This is a genomic window from Propionibacterium sp. (assembly GCF_047719395.1).
Lineage (GTDB): Bacteria > Actinomycetota > Actinomycetes > Propionibacteriales > Propionibacteriaceae > Propionibacterium.
This window is the reverse complement of record NZ_JBDNTB010000003.1, coordinates 36,239-53,086: the sequence shown is the minus strand read 5'-3', so window position 1 is coordinate 53,086 and position 16,848 is coordinate 36,239. Positions and strand designations below refer to the sequence as shown.

The 16,848-nt window shown below is 66.5% G+C and carries 10 protein-coding genes and 1 pseudogene; 7 read left to right on the top strand and 4 right to left on the bottom strand.

Features of this window, described 5'->3' with window-relative positions; translation table 11 throughout:
• Window positions 1–61: 61 nt before the first annotated feature.
• From cydD to ABF648_RS00960, 7 genes and pseudogenes are all read left to right on the top strand, one after another.
• Window positions 62–1,618, top strand: a pseudogene (gene cydD, locus ABF648_RS00990) (thiol reductant ABC exporter subunit CydD); the annotation flags it as partial.
• A 240-nt stretch (window positions 1,619–1,858) separates the two neighbouring features.
• Complete coding sequence (gene cydC, locus ABF648_RS00985; protein WP_415630444.1) at window positions 1,859–3,481, top strand: thiol reductant ABC exporter subunit CydC; 1,623 nt, start codon at window positions 1,859–1,861, stop codon at window positions 3,479–3,481.
• A 102-nt stretch (window positions 3,482–3,583) separates the two neighbouring features.
• Window positions 3,584–3,913: a thiamine-binding protein gene (locus ABF648_RS00980; protein WP_415630418.1), complete on the top strand. Its 330-nt coding sequence runs from the start codon at window positions 3,584–3,586 to the stop codon at window positions 3,911–3,913.
• 184 nt (window positions 3,914–4,097) lie between these two features.
• Window positions 4,098–5,762, top strand: coding sequence for an NAD(P)-binding protein (locus ABF648_RS00975; protein WP_415630443.1), 1,665 nt, complete (start codon window positions 4,098–4,100; stop codon window positions 5,760–5,762).
• Between the two features lie 92 nt (window positions 5,763–5,854).
• Window positions 5,855–9,445 carry a pyruvate:ferredoxin (flavodoxin) oxidoreductase gene (nifJ, locus tag ABF648_RS00970; RefSeq protein ID WP_415630442.1) on the top strand — a complete coding sequence of 1,197 codons (3,591 nt, stop codon included), beginning with the start codon at window positions 5,855–5,857 and terminating at the stop codon, window positions 9,443–9,445.
• Window positions 9,446–9,536: 91 nt separating this feature from the next.
• Window positions 9,537–10,586, top strand: coding sequence for a dihydroorotate dehydrogenase-like protein (locus ABF648_RS00965; RefSeq protein ID WP_415630441.1), 1,050 nt, complete (start codon window positions 9,537–9,539; stop codon window positions 10,584–10,586).
• A gap of 129 nt (window positions 10,587–10,715) precedes the next feature.
• Window positions 10,716–11,507, top strand: a complete 792-nt coding sequence (locus tag ABF648_RS00960) for an SDR family oxidoreductase (RefSeq protein ID WP_415630417.1) — start codon at window positions 10,716–10,718, stop codon at window positions 11,505–11,507.
• Between the two features lie 19 nt (window positions 11,508–11,526).
• Here the strand turns inward: ABF648_RS00960 and ABF648_RS00955 are convergent, their stop codons facing one another.
• The 4 genes from ABF648_RS00955 to folP all read right to left on the bottom strand — a co-directional run bounded on the left by ABF648_RS00955 (window position 11,527) and on the right by folP (window position 16,839).
• A complete protein-coding gene (locus ABF648_RS00955; protein WP_415630416.1) occupies window positions 11,527–13,548 on the bottom strand; it encodes an ABC transporter ATP-binding protein in 2,022 nt (673 codons plus the stop codon).
• Complete coding sequence (locus ABF648_RS00950; protein ID WP_415630415.1) at window positions 13,545–15,278, bottom strand: ABC transporter ATP-binding protein; 1,734 nt, start codon at window positions 15,276–15,278, stop codon at window positions 13,545–13,547. The genes ABF648_RS00955 and ABF648_RS00950 overlap by 4 nt, the downstream gene beginning before the upstream one ends.
• Complete coding sequence (locus ABF648_RS00945) at window positions 15,269–15,868, bottom strand: TetR/AcrR family transcriptional regulator (RefSeq protein ID WP_415630414.1); 600 nt, start codon at window positions 15,866–15,868, stop codon at window positions 15,269–15,271. Before ABF648_RS00945 ends, ABF648_RS00950 begins: the two co-directional genes overlap by 10 nt.
• 74 nt (window positions 15,869–15,942) lie before the next feature.
• Window positions 15,943–16,839 (bottom strand): dihydropteroate synthase, encoded by an 897-nt coding sequence (gene folP / locus ABF648_RS00940; RefSeq protein WP_415630413.1) that lies wholly within the window; start codon window positions 16,837–16,839, stop codon window positions 15,943–15,945.
• Between the last annotated feature and the right edge of the window lie 9 nt (window positions 16,840–16,848).

The following is a 16,848-nucleotide window of genomic DNA, read 5'->3' as shown; positions in this document are numbered from 1 at the left end:
AGTGGCTGGGCCACTCGATCCGCGACTGATCCGCAGGGCGACTGCCACCAGGGGCTTCCTGGTGGCAGTCGCCCTCGTCGGCGTTGTCACCGCCTTCCTGGTCCTGATCCAGGCCAGGCTCATCTCCGATGCCGTGGCCGGGGTCTTCGACTCGCACAGCGCTGCCGGGCTGGTGCCTCCCGCAGTGGGGCTGCTGGTGATCTTCGCCATCCGAGCCGGGCTCAATTGGCTCAGCCAATGGCTCGCACATCGGGCCAGCGCATCGGTGAAGTCGCAGCTGCGCACCGACATCATGAGTGCGCGGCTGGCGCGTCCCACGGACAGCTCGAACCCGAGCGGCACCTACATCACCCTGGTTACCCAGGGTCTGGATGCACTGGACGGCTACTACTCCAAGTACCTGCCGCAGCTCATGATGGCCGCCTCAGTGCCGCTGATCATCGGGGTCACCATTCTCACCCAGGACCTGGAGAGCGCGATCATCATCGCGGTCACGATTCCGCTCATCCCGATATTCATGACCCTCATCGGGCTCGTCACCCGCGACCAGGTGCGGCGCCGCTTCGCCGTGCAGGAGCGGCTGGCCAATCACTTCGCCGATCTGGTGGCCGGTCTCGCGACCCTCCAGGTGTTCGGGCGCGCCAAGGCCCAGCTGAAGGGCCTCAAGATCACCGAGCGGGCCCATCGCACCGAGACGATGAAGACCCTGCGGCTGGCCTTCATGTCGTCCTTCGTGCTGGAGCTGCTGGCCACGCTTTCGGTGGCGCTGGTCGCGGTGAGCATGGGCTTCCGTGTGGTCGACGGCGCCTTCGACCTGCGCACCTCGCTGTTCGTGCTCATCCTCACCCCCGAGGTCTTCCTGCCGATCCGCCAGGTGGGCGTGCACTTCCACGACTCCGCCGAGGGCACGGCAGCTGCCGAGAAGGCCTTCGACATCATCGAGGCATCCGAGAACCAGCATCTCGGCGGCGATGAGCCCGCTCCCGATCCGGGCACAGCGCCGGTGGTCTTCGAGGACCTCGGCGTGCGCTATCCCGGCGCGCCCGGGTGGGCCCTGGAGCACTTCAACTGCCGCATCGACCCTGGTCGGGTGGTCGTGCTGCGGGGTTCCTCCGGTGCTGGAAAGTCCACCGCGCTGGCTGTGCTGATGGGCTTCCAGGCTGCTTCCCAGGGCCGGATTCTCATCGGCGGTACTGAGCTCGGTGACATCGATCTGGATGACTGGCGCCGCCACATCGCCTGGGTCAACCAGGACCCGGCGATGGTCAACGGCACGATCTGTGACAATGTGGCGATCGGCCACCCCGGGGCATCCCCCGAACAGTTGCGTGATGCGCTCGACCGGGCTGGCGGTGCTCTGCTGTCCCTGGACCATCAGGTGGGCGACGAGGGCGAAGGGCTCTCCTCGGGCGAGCGACGCAGGGTGGCCCTGGCCAGGGCACTGCTGCGTATCGACCTGGGAGGCGCGCGGCTGCTCGTGCTGGACGAGCCCACAGCAGGCCTGGACCAGAGCACCGAGGCGCTGGCTGTCGAGGCGGTGCGGATCACCGGGGCATCGGCGCTCGTCGTCTCGCACCGCGAGGCAGTGATCGAGGCCGCGGATGTCGTCATCGACGTACCCGCGCCGAACAGCGAGACCCCGTCCCAGGAAACGGGGCCGCAGGAGACGGTTCCGACCGGGCCCGTTGCGGCTACTGCTGCGCCCGCTCGCGAGCCCGACACGGCGGGGAAGCCTGGCAGAGGCCAATTCTTCTTCGGCGGGGAGAGCTATCCCTCGTCGATGAACAAGCGGCGCCCCGACCCCGATCCGGAACCGATCGTGCTCGACGAGAACGAGCTCGGCCCGGACACGTCACAGGTGCACCAGGCAGCTGTGCTGATTCGCCGCCTGATCGGCTCGGTGCCCAGGGGCGGACGGCGGCTGGGCATGAGCATCCTGCTGGCATTCTTCGCCGCAGGCTCGTCGGTGGGCCTGATGGGCCTGTCCGGCTGGCTGCTCAGCCGTGCCGCCGAGCATCCACCCGTGATGTACCTGCTCGCCGCCTCGGTGGGGGTGAGATTCTTCGGCATCGGCCGGGCCGTATGGCGTTATCTGGAGCGGCTGGTCGGGCACGACCTGGCGCTGCGCATGGAGGGTTCGCTGCGCGAGACCGTCTACGCGCGGCTCACCGGCACCACGCTGCTGGGCCGGCGGCAGGGAGATCTGCTGGTGCGCTGCACAGCCGATGTGGACTCCGTGATGGACGTGGTGGTGCGGGTGGTCGTGCCCTTCACCAGCTCGGTGCTGGTGATCATCGGCACCGCTGCCATGCTCGCCTACTTCTGCCCGCCAGCCGCCCTGATCGTGCTCGTGATGAGCCTGCTGGCCGGGCTGGTGATGCCCTGGGCGGGTGCCCGGCTCAGCCTGCGCGCCGACCAGGTCTCGGTTCCGCTGCGTGGTGAGCTCGCCGCGCAGGTGCACGAGGTGGTCCGCTGCGCTTCCGACATCGTTGCCTTCGGTGCCCAGCACGAGGCCCTGGAAGAGCTGCGCCGTACCGATGCCGCATTGGGTGCCGCAGAGGCCCGAGGCGCTTGGACCCGTGGCGTGGCCAGTGCCGGACAGATGCTCGCCTGCGGCTTCTCGGTGACCGGCGCGCTGCTGGTGGGCGGCCCCGCGGTGGCCTCCGGAGCTCTTCTGGGCAGGGCCCTGGCCCTGGTCGTGCTCACCCCGCTGGCGCTGCACGAAAGCTTTGGGGATCTCGGCCAGTCGGCGCAGACCTTCACCCGCACCCGCACGGCGCTGGGCAGGGTCATCGCGCTGCTCACCGAGCCGCCTGTCGGCCATGGCGATCGCGTGGTGGACCCGACGGGCGGATCTCGCGAGCTGGATGTGGAGCACCTGGACGCCGGCTGGCCAGACGGCCCGGTCATCGTGCGCGATGTGAGCATGCACCTGCCCCCCGGAGGGCGGCTGGCTCTCACCGGCTCCTCCGGTGTGGGCAAGACCACGGTGGCTGCCACCATCATGGGGCTCATCGATCCCCATGCCGGTCAGGTGCATGCCCCCGCCGCGATCGGCTATCTCGCCCAGGATGCGCACATCTTCGCCACTTCGGTCGCCGAGAATGTGCGCATCGGCGACAAGGACGCCACCGACGCGCAGGTCCGCGCCGCCCTGGATGAGGCCGGGCTGTGCACCATGGACCTGCAGCGGGTGGTCGGCGAGCAGGGCGCCACGCTGTCCGGTGGTGAGGCCCGACGGCTGGCGCTGGCCCGCGTGCTGGTCGGGCGCAGCGCCGACCGGTTGATCATCCTCGACGAGCCCACCGAGCACCTCGACAACGAGACCGCCGAGGCGATCATGGCCGACCTGTGGGCAGGGGTCGGCGATGCCGCTGTGCTGGTCATCAGCCACGACCCCGGGCTCGTCGCGGCCTGCCCGGTGAGTGTGGATCTGGAATCCCACCGGGCTGCCTCCGCGGGGCCACGCATTGTCGGCTGACCAGAGGCTGACCAGCTGGTTCAGTTTCTGTTCAGTGCTCATTCAGCGCAGATCGAGGGGCCCTGCGGGAGACGTCAGACAGCGCAGATCTAGGCTGACGGCATGCTCGTTGCATTCACCATCAGCCCCATGGGGAACGACAATCCGGATGGTTCGGTGCATGACGCCGTCGCCGCTGCCGTCAAGGTCGTCCGGGACTCCGGGCTGCCCAATGAGACCAACTCCATGTTCACCAATGTCGAGGGCAGCTGGGACGAATGCATGGCAGTCATCCATGACGCCTGCGATGCTGTCGCCGCGGTGGCGCCGCGCGTCTCACTGGTGCTCAAGGCAGACATCCGGGCTGGGCGCAGCGGCGAGATGACCGGCAAGCTGGAACGGTTGGAAGCCGCAATGGACAAACTCACCGACACCGCCAGAACCGAGAACTGACCCGCCCGCCGCCGAGAGCAGACGCCTGGATCCCGTGGCCGCTGAGAAGTGGCATCCCACCTCGCCATTGGTCATACCAACCAGATAGCATCGAAGAGTGAGCATTCGGTGCCAGTGAACAGCCACCGATCGGTCGGGCGGGCGCCGAGGCCCAGTTCCGGCGATTGGAGTCTCCCTGCCGGAGATTCATACAGACGAAGTAGAGGAACAGCAATCCATGACTCCTGAACATCGCGACATCACGCTGCTGCCCGACCTGGCCCGCGCCGCCGGCCGTGTCGGGCCGGTGCGCACCCGCATGCCCATCTATGTGGACCTGTTGCCACCGTGCAACAACGCCTGTCCCACCGGTGAGAACTGCCAGGAATGGCTTCGCCTGGTCAAGGCCAACGAGCAGGAGACCGCCTGGCGTCAGCTCGTCCGCGACAATCCCTTCCCGGCCATTCACGGCCGGGTCTGCTACCACCCGTGCGAGTCGGCCTGCAATCGCAAGGATCTGGACCAGGCAGTGTCGATCCACTCTGTGGAGCGATACCTCGGCGATCTGGCCATCGAGAAGGGCTGGCAGTTCAGCACTCCGCGAGTCGCCACCGGTCGCCGGGTGCTCATCATCGGGGCCGGCCCGGCCGGTCTGGCCGCCGCCTACCACCTGGCGCGCCTGGGCCACCAGGTTGAGGTCCACGATGCCGGCGAGCTGGCCGGCGGCATGATGCGCTACGGCATTCCCGAATACCGTCTGCCTCGCACCGTGGTGGACGCCGAGATCGCCAGGATCGAATCGCTCGGTGTGAAGATCGTGCTGAACCATCCCGTGAAGGACCTCATGGCCGAGCAGCGCGAGGGGCGCTTCGATGCCGTCTTCGTGGCGGTCGGCGCGCACCTCTCGCGCCGCGTTGATATTCCCAGCACCGACGCCTCCCACATGGTCAATGCGGTCGACTTCCTGCGCGGGGTCGCCAGCGGTGAGAAGCCGGTGATCGGCCGCAGGGTTGCGGTCTACGGCGCCGGCAATACCGCCATGGACGCTGCCCGCACGGCCCGCCGGCTCGGCGCCGAGGACGCCGTGATCATCTACCGGCGCACCGAGGCACAGATGCCCGCCCACAAGGAAGAACTCGAGGAGGCCGAGCGCGAGGGCGTCAAGGTGCACTGGCTGCGCACCATCAACCAGATGCACGAGGGCGACATCGAGGTCGAGATCATGGAGCTCGACGCCGACGGCAAGCCACACGGAACCGGCCGCTACGAGAAGCTGGCCGCCGACACGGTGATCATGGCCCTCGGCCAGGTCGCCGACACAGGCTTCCTGCACGACATCCCCGGCATGAAGTTCAACGACGATGTGGTGCGGGTCAACCCGAAGACCCTGATGACCGACGTGCCCGGCATCTTCGCCGGCGGCGACGCGGTGCCCTCGGACCGCACCGTCACCGTGGGCGTGGGCCACGGCAAGCGCGCAGCCAAGCAGATCGACAACTGGCTCAGCGCCCAGCGTCCTGACAAGCGGGTGAAGCATCCCGTGGTGAGTTTCGACGACCTGCACCTGTGGTACTTCGGGGATCATCCCCGCGAGGTGCAGACCGAGCTGGATCCCGATGAGCGCGTCGTCGACTTCGACGAGGTGGTCAAGGGCCTCACCGCCGATGAGGCGGTCTTCGAAGCCACCCGCTGCCTGAGCTGCGGCAACTGCTTCGAGTGCGACGGATGCTACGGATCCTGCCCCGAAGACGCCATCATCAAGCTCGGCAAGGGACACCGCTACCGCTTCGACTACGAGAAATGCACTGGCTGCGGCACCTGCTTCGAACAGTGCCCCGTCCATGCGATCGAAATGATTCCGGAGAAGTGACAACCATGACCACCACCATTTCAGCCGATCGCACCACCCTCGCAAGCCAGCAGCCCGCCGCACCAGTTCCGCAGGCCGACCCGGCCAACCAGATGATCTGGGACGGCAACACGGCAGCCTCCGATGTGGCATTCCGCATCAACGAGCTGTGCTCCATCTACCCGATCACGCCGAGCTCCCCGATGGCCGAGCTGGCCGACGAGTGGGCCGCCAGGGACCGGGTGAACATCTGGGGCCAGGTGCCCCAGGTCATCGAGATGCAGTCCGAGGCCGGCGCCGCCGGTGCGCTGCACGGTGCGTTGCAGGCCGGGGCGCTGTCCACGACCTTCACCGCCTCGCAGGGCCTGCTGCTGATGATCCCGAATATGTACAAGATCGCCGGCGAGCTGACCAGCACGGTCATGCACGTCGCCGCGCGCTCGCTGGCCACCCAGGGCCTGTCGATCTTCGGCGACCACCAGGACGTGATGGCCTGCCGCCAGACGGGCTTCGCGATGCTGTGCTCCACCGGCGTGCAGCAGTGTCACGACAATGCGCTGATATCCCAGGTGGCGACGCTGCGCTCCCGGGTGCCGTTCATGCACTTCTTCGACGGTTTCCGCACCTCCCACGAGCTGAACACCTGCCTGCAGCTCAGCGACGATCAACTGCGCAAGATGGTGCCCTATGCGCTGATCCGCGAGCATCGGGCTCGCGCACTCAGCCCCCAGCACCCCTTCATCAGGGGCACCGCGCAGAACCCGGATGTCTACTTCCAGGGCCGCGAGGGCTCCAACCCCTACTACAACGCGGTGCCCGGCATCGTCCAGGAGACGATGGACGAGTTCGCCGCCATGACGGGCCGTCAGTACCACCTGGTGGATTACTACGGTGCTCCCGACGCCGAGCGGGTCATCGTGATCATGGGCTCAGGCGCTGAAACCGCACTGCAGACCGTCAATGCGCTCAATGCCCAGGGTCAGAAGGTCGGTCTGGTCATCGTACGGCTCTACCGTCCCTTCCCGGTCGAGCAGCTGCTCGCCAGCATCCCCGCCAGCGTGCGCAGGATCGCCGTGCTGGACCGCACCAAGGAGCCCGGTGCCCACGGCGAACCGCTCTTCCTCGACGTGATGGCAGCCCTCTCGGAGGCATACAACGAAGGCACCCGCGAGACTCTGCCGACCATCATCGGTGGGCGTTATGGCTTGTCGAGCAAGGAATTCACGCCCGGCATGTGCGTGGCCATCTTCGATGAGCTGTCAGCAGGGCATCCCAAGCGCCGCTTCACAGTGGGCATCGAGGACGATGTCACCCATCTGTCGCTGAGCTACGACCCGTCCATCGACATGGAAGATCCCGCCACCCAGCGCGCCGTCTTCTACGGCATCGGCTCGGACGGCACCGTGGGCGCGAACAAGAACACCATCAAGATCCTCGGCCACGAGCCGGGCATCTTCGCACAGGGCTACTTCGTCTACGACTCCAAGAAGTCCGGCGGGCTCACCACCTCCCATCTGCGTTTCGGGCCGGATCCGATCAGGGCTCCGTACCTGGTGAACCAGGCCGGTTTCATCGGTGTGCACCACTGGGCCGACCTCAACCGCATCGACGTGCTGGCCTTCGCCCGCAAGGGCACCGTGGTGCTGCTCAACAGCCCCTACCCGGCCGAGCAGGTGTGGGATCGGTTGCCTGCTCCGATGCAGCGCAAGATCATCGATCTCGACCTGCAGATCTATGCCATCGACGCGGGCTCGGTGGCCCGCGATGTGGGTCTGGGCAACCGCACCAACACCGTGCTGCAGACCTGCTACTTCAAGATCAGCGGGGTGCTGGCCGAGGACCTGGCGATCGAGCGGATCAAGGACTCCATCACCAAGACCTATGCCAAGAAGTCGATGGACATCGTGCAGAAGAATCACGCGGCCGTCGACGCCGCGCTGGAGCGCCTGCACAAGATCGAGGTTCCCGGCAAGGTGACTTCCACCAGGGATTACGCAGCTCCGGTGCCGGACTTCGCGCCGCCCTTTGTGAAGGACGTCACGGCCGTCATGATGACCGAGCGCGGTGAGACGCTGCCGGTGTCGAAGGTGCCTGCGGACGGCTCGTTCCCCTCGGGAACCACCAAGTTCGAGAAGCGCAATGTCTCCGACATCATCGCGGTCTGGGATCCTCAGGCCTGCATCCAGTGCGGCAACTGCTCCTTCGTCTGCCCGCACGGCGTGCTGCGCGCGAAGTACTACCGTTCGGCGGCTGTCGACAAGGCTCCGGACAGCTTCGAGTCGGTTCCGCTGAACGCCGCCGGGTTGCCCGACGAGCGTTACACCCTGCAGGTCTTCGCTGAGGACTGCACCGGCTGCGGGCTGTGCGTCGAGACCTGCCCCGTGCACCCCATCGGCCAGCCGCAGCGCAAGGCGATCAATCTCTCCACCGTGCTGGACCGTACCGAGCAGCGGGCCAATGTCGACTTCTTCCAGTCGATCCCGGACCCCAAGCGCACCCGGGTGAACTACGGCGCGGTGCGTGGCGCCCAGTTCCTCGAGCCGCTGTTCGAGTTCAGCGGTGCCTGCCCCGGCTGCGGCGAGACGCCCTACCTGAAGCTGCTCACCCAGCTGTTCGGCGATCGTGCGCAGGTGGCGAATGCCACCGGTTGCTCGTCCATCTACGGCGGCAATCTGCCCACCACCCCATGGGCAAAGAATGCCCAGGGGCGCGGCCCGGCCTGGAGCAACTCATTGTTCGAGGACAACGCCGAGTTCGGCCTGGGCATGAGGCTGGCCGCCGACCTGCACTGGGAACTGGCGTGCCAGCGGGTCAGTGAACTGGCCTCGGAGATCAATGACGACGAGCTGGTGCAGGGGCTGCTCACCGCTCCGCAGGCACTGGAATCCGATCTGCACGCACAGGCCGAGCGGGTCGACCTGCTGCGCACCCGACTGGACGAGCTGGGTGGCCGGGACGATCTGGACAGGCCGACTCGCCAGAAGATCGACGATCTGCGCTCGGTGGTGGACAATCTGCTGCGCCGCTCGGTGTGGATCGTCGGCGGCGACGGCTGGGCATACGACATCGGTTCGGGCGGCCTCGACCATGTACTGGCCAGCGGGCGCAACATCAATGTGCTGGTGCTGGATACCGAGGTCTACTCCAACACCGGTGGCCAGAGCTCCAAGGCCACTCCGATGGGTGCCGTCGCCAAGTTCGCCACCGCAGGCAAGACCACCGCGTCCAAGGACCTGGCAATGCAGGCCGTGTCCTACGGCAATGTGTATGTGGCGCGGGTGGCGTTCGGTGCAGACCCGGAGCACACCCTCAAGGCCTTCCGCGAGGCGGAAGCCTATGACGGACCGAGCATCATCATCGCCTACTGCCACTGCATCAGCCATGGCTTCAATCTGCGCAAGGGGCTGGACCAGCAGTACAAGGCGGTGGCTTCCGGGCACTGGCCGCTGATGCGGTACAACCCGGCTGTACGCAATGCCGGCGGCAACCCCTTCCTGCTCGACGCGCCGCGCCCCCGGATCCCGATCTCGGAGTACCACAAGGCAGAATTGCGTTTCAAGATGCTGATGGCCAAGGATCCGAAGGAAGCCGAAAGGCTGCTGAGGCTCGGCCAGGCACAGGTCAACAGGCGCTGGGCCGACTACGAGGAGATGGCCTCACGGCCCGCAGAGATGTTCGCCGCCGATGCACGGAAGGACGCCTGAGATGCCCGACTTCGACAGTGAGGCACTGATGGCTGCAGCCGCCTCGGCCGCAGCGAAATCGGTGGCCGGCACCAACGCAACCGATCTGCTCATGGCGCCCACCCAGGTGCGCGAGCAGGTGGACAGGACCGCCGATGTCGATCTGACGACCACCTACATGGGCCTGACGCTGCCCTCTCCGGTGGTCGCCTCGGCTGGACCGCTGTCCCAGTCGGTGGCATCCATGCAGGCACTCGAAGAGGCTGGCGTCGGCGCGGTCGTCATGTACTCGTTGTTCGAGGAACAGGTGCGTCACGAGCAGGAGCAGGGTGTGCGCGTGCTGGAGGCGAACACGAACAGCTTCGCCGAGGCACTCAGCTATTTCCCGACCGAATCGGGCGGCTCGAACGGGGAGATCGCGCAATACCTCGATCTACTCACCAAGGGCGCCGATGCGCTGAGCATTCCCCTCATCGCCTCTCTCAACGGCGCTCATACGGGTGGCTGGACCAAGATGGCCCAGCGTCTGCAGGATGCCGGAGCCACCGGCATTGAGCTGAACACCTACTTCCTGCCGGGCGACTTCTCGCTCACCGGCTCGGAGGTGGAGCAGCGCCACCTGGAGATTCTGCAGTCCGTGAAGGATGTCGTGGACATTCCGGTGGCGCTCAAGCTGTCGCCCTACTTCAGCAACTTCGGCGAGTTCGCCATCCGGCTGGATGCGGCCGGAGCCGATGCGCTCGTGCTGTTCAACCGCTTCCTGCAGCCCGACATCGACATCAACCGGCAGGAGGTCGTCTCGGGCTTCGAACTGTCCCATCCCGAGGAGGGCAGGCTGCCGCGCACCTGGATCGCGGCGCTGCGGGACAATGTCTCCACATCGCTGGCCGCGACCAGCGGCGTCGACGGATATGTCGATGTGGTCAAGGCCATCCTGTCGGGTGCCGATGTCGTGATGACGACCTCGGCCCTGGTGCGGCGGGGCGCCGGTTACGCCACCGATCTCCTGTCCGGGCTGCGGCGCTATCTCGCCAGAGGCGAACTCAGCCTGGACCAGGCGCGCGGTCTTCTCGCCGTGCCCAAGACCGCATCCCTGGCCGAGTACGAGCGCTCGGGCTATGTGTCGGCGCTGGAGAAGGCCAAGCGGCGGTACGGAGTCTGAGTCACCACACGGTCTGCGCCGTCACGAGTTCTGGGGCTGGGGACAGCAGCAACTGCCCAGGGTTCCACATCACGGAAGAATTGGTGCCACGGAAGGACCGGTGCCACGGAAGAAACGGAAGAAGGGGCCGTGGGCGAAGACGCGCAGCAGCACATCGATGGACTCGGCGGGTTGTTCTCGCTGCGCGGTCACCGGGCGCTGGTGACCGGTTCGGTGCGAGGTATCGGCCTTGATGTCGCGCGTGCACTGGGGCTGGCGGGAGCATCCGTCATCGTCAACGGCCGTCGTGCCGAAACCGTCGGCGAGACGGTTGAGGTGCTGCACGCCGAGGGCATCGGCGCAGATCCGCTGGTTGCGGACCTGGCTGTGGAAGAGGCCGTCGAGCGGCTCATCACAGCGGTGGGGGAGCGAACCGACATCCTGGTGAACACCATCGGTGCGCGTGACCGCCGCGGTACCAGGGACATGGCGACCGCCGAATTCAGGGCGCTCGTCGAAGTGGACCTGGTGAGCATCTACACGCTCAGCCGTGCCATCGCCGCCCGGATGGTCGAACGGGGGCACGCCGGGAGGATCATCAACGTGTCCTCGGTGGTGGGCCACCTCGGCAAGCCCGATGATGTTGCCTACAGCGCCGCCAAGGCTGGCTTGGAAGGGCTCACCCGGGCGATGGCTGCCGATCTGGGGCCCTACGGCATCACCGTCAACGCCATCGCCCCCGGCTGCATCGCCACCGACACCAACCGCGATCTCTACGAGGACCCGGACTGGTCGAGCTGGCTGCGGCGCCGCACCATGCTCGGCCGTTGGGGCCGGCCCCAGGAGATTGCCGGCATCATCGTGGCGCTGGCCTCCGACGCCGGCTCCTTCATCACCGGCCAGACCATCGACGTGGACGGCGGCCTGGCCGCCCGCTTCTGATCGGCAGGCCAGGCGCGGCTCAGGCGGCGTCCTGCCTTCCGGCGTTGAACTGGGACTGGTAGAGAGACCAGTAGGCGCCCTCGGCGGCGATCAACTCCTCGTGGCTGCCCTTCTCCACGATCGTGCCGTGCTCCATCACCAGGATGAGGTCCGCATTGCGGATCGTGGAGAGCCGGTGCGCGATGACGAAGCTGGTGCGGCCCTGCCGCAGCCGGTTCATGGCCTGCTGCACCAGCACCTCGGTGCGGGTGTCCACAGAGCTGGTGGCCTCGTCGAGAATGAGGATCGCCGGATCAGCGATGAACGCCCGCGCAATGGTCAGCAACTGCTTCTCGCCGGCGGAAACATTCGATCCCTCATCGTCGATGACGGTGTCGTAGCCCTGCGGCAGCATGTGCACGAAGCGGTCCACATAGGCGGCCGTGGCGGCTGCCACCACCTGTTCATCGCTGGCGTCCGCCTTGCCGTAGGCGATGTTGTCGTGGATCGTTCCGCCGAACAGCCAGGTGTCCTGGAGCACCATGCCCAGCTGGCTGCGCAGCTGGGCGCGGGGCACCCCCGCGATGTCGACACCGTCCACGGTGATCCGTCCGCCCTGCACGTCGTAGAAGCGCTCCAGCAGATTGACCAGGGTGGTCTTGCCGGCCCCGGTCGGCCCGACGATTGCGATCTGCTGGCCGGGCTTCGCCTCCAGCGACAGGCCCTCGATGAGCGGCTCGTCGGGGGTGTAGCTGAAGTCGACGTCCTCGAAACGCACATGCCCCTTCGTCGGCAGGACGAGGCTTCCGGTGGCGTCGGGGGATTGCTCGGAGGCGTCCAGCACCTCGAAGACACGCTCGGCGCTGGCCACGCCCGACTGCAGCAGATTGGTCATCGAGGCCAGCTGGGTGATGGGCTGGGTGAACATCCGGGAGTACTGGATGAAGGCGGTCACGTCGCCGATCTGCATCTGCCCGCTGGCCACCTTCAGGCCACCGATCACGGCAACCACGACGTAGTTGAGATTTCCGATGAAGAAGTTGACAGGCATGATCAGCGCGCTGATCGCCTGGGCGCCGAAGGACGCCCGGAACAGCTCGTCGTTGGTGTCCTTGAACTCGGCCTCCACCTCACGGCGCCGCCCGAAGACCTTCACCAGGGCATGGCCGCTGTAGGCCTCCTCCACCTGGCCGTTGAGCCGGCCGGTGGCCGTCCACATCCGCACGAAGCGCTTCTGGGCCTGCTTGCCGATGAGAATCGACACCACCGCCGACAGTGGCACGATGAGCACGGTCACCCCGCCCAGCAGCGGGCTCACGGTGAACATCATGATGAGCACGCCGACCAGTGTCAGGGACGCATTGAGCATCTGGCCGAGCGTCTGCTGCAGGGTCTGGGAGATGTTGTCGAGGTCATTGGTCACTCGGCTGAGCAGTTCACCGCGCGGCTGGTGGTCGAAGTAGCTCAGCGGCAGACGATCGATCTTCTCGCTCACCCTGTCGCGCAGCCGGTACACCGCCCACATCACCGCCCTGTTGAGCAGGAAGGACTGCAGGAAACTCAGCGCCGCTGAGGCCACTGCCAGTGCCACGCACCAGGCCAGAATCGTGCCGAGCCGTGAGAAGTCGATGCCCTGGCCCGGCACCACATGCATCGTCTGGATCATCGCCGCCTGGTCACCGCGGCCCTGGGCCCGAAGGCCGGCCACGACCTGGTCGACTGACACCCCGCTGGGCAGATGCTTGCCGATGAAGCCGGCGAAGACCACATCTGCGGCCCTGCCGAGCAGTTTGGGAAGGTACACGTTGAGCGCCACGGAGATGATGCCCATCACCACCACAATGGTCAGTACTACCTTGTCGTACCGGAGTTCGCCGAGCAGCCGGCGCAGCGACGGGCCGAACGAGACGGCCTTCTCCTGAACATGGTTGGCCCCGGGGCCGTACTGCCGGGAGGCATTCTTCGCGTACTCGGGACGCTTGTTCGAGGCTGGACCCTTCGCCGGGTCCTGCCGATCGCTGTTCTCGGGGACAGCCGTACGGCTGTTCTGGTCGGCGCTCATGCCGCCTCCTCGGCTGTCATCTGGGAATCGACGATCTCGCGGTAGGTCTCGCAGCTGGTGAGCAGCTCGGAGTGCGTGCCGCGCCCGACGATGCGTCCGGCGTCCACCACAATGATCTGGTCGGCATTGCGGATGGTCGACACCCGTTGCGCCACGATGAGCACGGCCGAGTCCCCGGTCTCGTGGGCCAGCGCAGCACGCAGCCGCGCATCAGTGGTCACGTCCAGCGCGCTGAAGGCATCGTCGAAGACGTAGACCTCGGGCTTCTTCACCAGCGCTCTGGCGATGGACAGTCTCTGCCGCTGGCCGCCCGAGACATTCGTGCCGCCCTGGGAGATCTCCGCCTCGAGTTGTCCGGTCATCGCGCTGACGAAATCCTCCGCCTGCGCGGTGCGCAGCGCCTCCCACAGCTGTTCGTCGGTGGCGCCGGGATTTCCGTAACGCAGATTGGAGGCGACCGTGCCGCTGAACAGATAGGGCTTCTGGGGCACCAGGCCGACGCGGCTCCACAGCAGGTCCATGTCCAGATCCCGGATGTCGGTGCTGTCCAGCCGGATCTGCCCGCCGGTCACATCGAACAGGCGGGGGATGAGATTGACCAGGGTGGTCTTGCCCGAACCGGTGGCGCCGATGACGGCCGTGGTGGTGCCCTTCCGTAGCGACATCGTGATGTCGTGCAGCACCGGCTGCTCAGCGTTCGGATAGCTGAAGGCGACGTGCTCAAGCTCCAGCGATCCCTGCGCAGGCAGTGCAGTGATCGGGTGTTCGACCGGGCCGACCGTGGTTTCGGTTCTCAGCACCTCCATGATCCGGCCTGCGCAGATCGATGCGCGCGGCACCATCATGGCCATCATCGTCGCCATCATGACGCTCATCAGCACCTGGATGAGGTAGGCCATGAAGGCGGTGAGCTGACCCACCTGGATGTTCCCGTCGTCCACCCGGATGCCGCCGAACCACCACACACCGGCGGTGGAGACATTCATGATGAGGATGACAAGGGGGAAGAGCAGCGCGAAGAGCATGCCGATCCGGATGCCGATCCTGGTGAGGCCGAGGTTCGCGCGGTCGAAGCGGACCCTCTCGCTGTCCTGGCGGACGAAGGCGCGGATCACCCGGATGCCGGTGATCTGCTCGCGCAGCACCCGGTTGATGGTGTCGATGCGCTTCTGGTTCTTCGCGAACAGCGGGCTCATCCGGCTGGCGATGAGGCCCACTCCGATACCGAGTGCGAGCATCGCGACCACGATGATCCAGGCGAGCCCGGCGTCCTCGCGCAGCGCCATCACGATGGCACCGGCCATCGTGATGGGAGCGCCCAGGATGAAGATGCAGCTCATCAGCACAAGCTGCTGCACCTGCTGCACATCGTTGGTGTTACGGGTGATGAGGCTCGGGGCCCCGAAATGATTGACCTCCTGGGAGGAGTAGCCGAGCACCGTGTCGAACAGATCCGCGCGGACGTCACGGCCGATCGCCATGGCCATGCTCGCCCCGAAATAGGCGGCCGCCATCTGGCTGAGCACCTGTGCCAGGGCGATGAGCAGCATCAGCCCGCCGGTGTGCCAGATGTAACCGGTATTGCCGAGCGCGACGCCCTGGTCGATGATCTTGGCATTGAAGGTGGGCAGCGCAAGTGACGCCAGCGAGGCAACTACTTGCACGAGGATGACCGCGAGCAGTTGCCAGCGGTAGGGGCCGAGGTAGCGGCCCAGGAGTTTCAGGAGCATTGCTTGTCCTTCTGGAGACCGTGGAGGAGTAGGTCTGCGAGGGCGGCCGGGGAAGTGTGGAGGTGGTCGCCGAACATGGGGTGGTAGGTGGCCAGTGCCACCGAGCGGAGCAGAGCGGCGGCGCGCGGCAGATCGCTGCGGAGCTGATCCGCCCACGGCGTCAGCGTGACCTCGATGGCGTCCTGGAGGGCGCGGTTTCTGGTGGTCATCGGCCGTTTTCCCTTGTGAGGGTGAGGGGAGATGTCCGGTGAGGGCATGGCGTGCAGGGCTGCGAAGAGTGCGGTGACTCCCGCGATGTTGTCGTGCAGGAGCGTGATGGTGCGTGTCACCCTGGCGCCGAGGTCGGGGTCTTCGGGGAACGCCTGGATCGCCCGGATCGTGGGAGTGGGGTCGAGGACATCTTCGATGACGGCATCCAGCAGTTCCTGCTTGGAGCCGAAGACCCGGAAGATGGTGCCCTCGGCCACTCCTGCCGCTTCGGCGATCTGCTTGGTCGTGAAGGCGGCACCGTGGGCCACCAGCAGGGGCCGGGTGGCATCAATGATCGTCCTGCGCCGCTCATCGGCGGGCAGTGGTGCTGCACGTGTCACAGATTTCAAGCTTAGTGAGTGAGTGCTCACTCATTCAAGAGTGATGTCGTCGAGGGTGTCGGCTGGTGCGGTTCTCAGCAGCCCCGCTCGTGGACGAGTGGAGGGCGGTCACCGCGAATGGAGGCGACCATGTCCACCACCCTGCGGGTGGCCTGCACATCATGGGTGCGGAAGAGCACGGCGCCGAACCAGGCGGCTATGGCGGTGGCCCCGAGGCTTCCTTCCAGGCGTTCCGCGGCCGGCAGGCCGAGGGTTTCGCCGACGAAGTCCTTTCGGGAGATCGCCATCATGAGAGGGAAGCCGAGGGTGGTCAGCTCGCCTGTGTGACGCAGCAGGGCCAGCGAGTGCTCGGTGTTCTTGCCGAAGTCCAGAGTGGGGTCGAGCAGCACCTGTTCGGGGCCGAGGCCCGCTCGCAGTGCCGTGGCCGCACCCTGCTCCAGGCGGTCACGCACGGCGGTGAGCACGGCCTCGTCCGAGTCGTCACCGTAGTGCACATCGATCGGGTCCGTGCGCGGCGGCAGGCCGCCTGTGTGCGAGACGACATAGGCCGTACCCTGCTGGGCTGCGGCTGCCACCAGAGCCGGGTCGTTGCCCTGCCAGGTGTCGTTGACGAGGTCGATAAGACCGTCGCAGGCCTTGGCCACTTCGCTTCGCCAGGTGTCGAGGCTGAGCAGCACATCGGGGTGGCGACGCCGGATCTCCTGCAGGAGCGGCCTGACCCGGTCGATCTCCTCATCGGCGTCCACCCAAGGGCCCTGCTGGCCGGCCCGAACGCCGCCGACGTCGACCACGTCGGCGCCATCGGCCACCACGCAGTCGACGCGTGCCAGTGCTTCGTCGATGTCGCTGAACCGGGCGGGGGAGTAGAAGCTGTCGGGGGTGCGGTTGACGATGGCCATCACTGCGGGATGCGCGGCGTCGAAGACCTGATCGCGCAGCCGCAGCGGGGTCAGCACGCCCAGAGCAGTCACCGGTACCTC

What these genes read in the sequence shown, in the direction of transcription:
- ABF648_RS00980 (WP_415630418.1), top strand. Translation starts at nt 3,584, where the DNA reads ATGCTCGTTGCATTCACCATCAGCCCCATGGGGAACGACAATCCGGAT.
- nifJ (WP_415630442.1), top strand. Translation starts at nt 5,855, where the DNA reads ATGATCTGGGACGGCAACACGGCAGCCTCCGATGTGGCATTCCGCATC.
- ABF648_RS00965 (WP_415630441.1), top strand. Translation starts at nt 9,537, where the DNA reads ATGGCGCCCACCCAGGTGCGCGAGCAGGTGGACAGGACCGCCGATGTC.
- ABF648_RS00955 (WP_415630416.1), bottom strand. Translation starts at nt 13,548, where the DNA reads ATGAGCGCCGACCAGAACAGCCGTACGGCTGTCCCCGAGAACAGCGAT.
- ABF648_RS00950 (WP_415630415.1), bottom strand. Translation starts at nt 15,278, where the DNA reads ATGCTCCTGAAACTCCTGGGCCGCTACCTCGGCCCCTACCGCTGGCAA.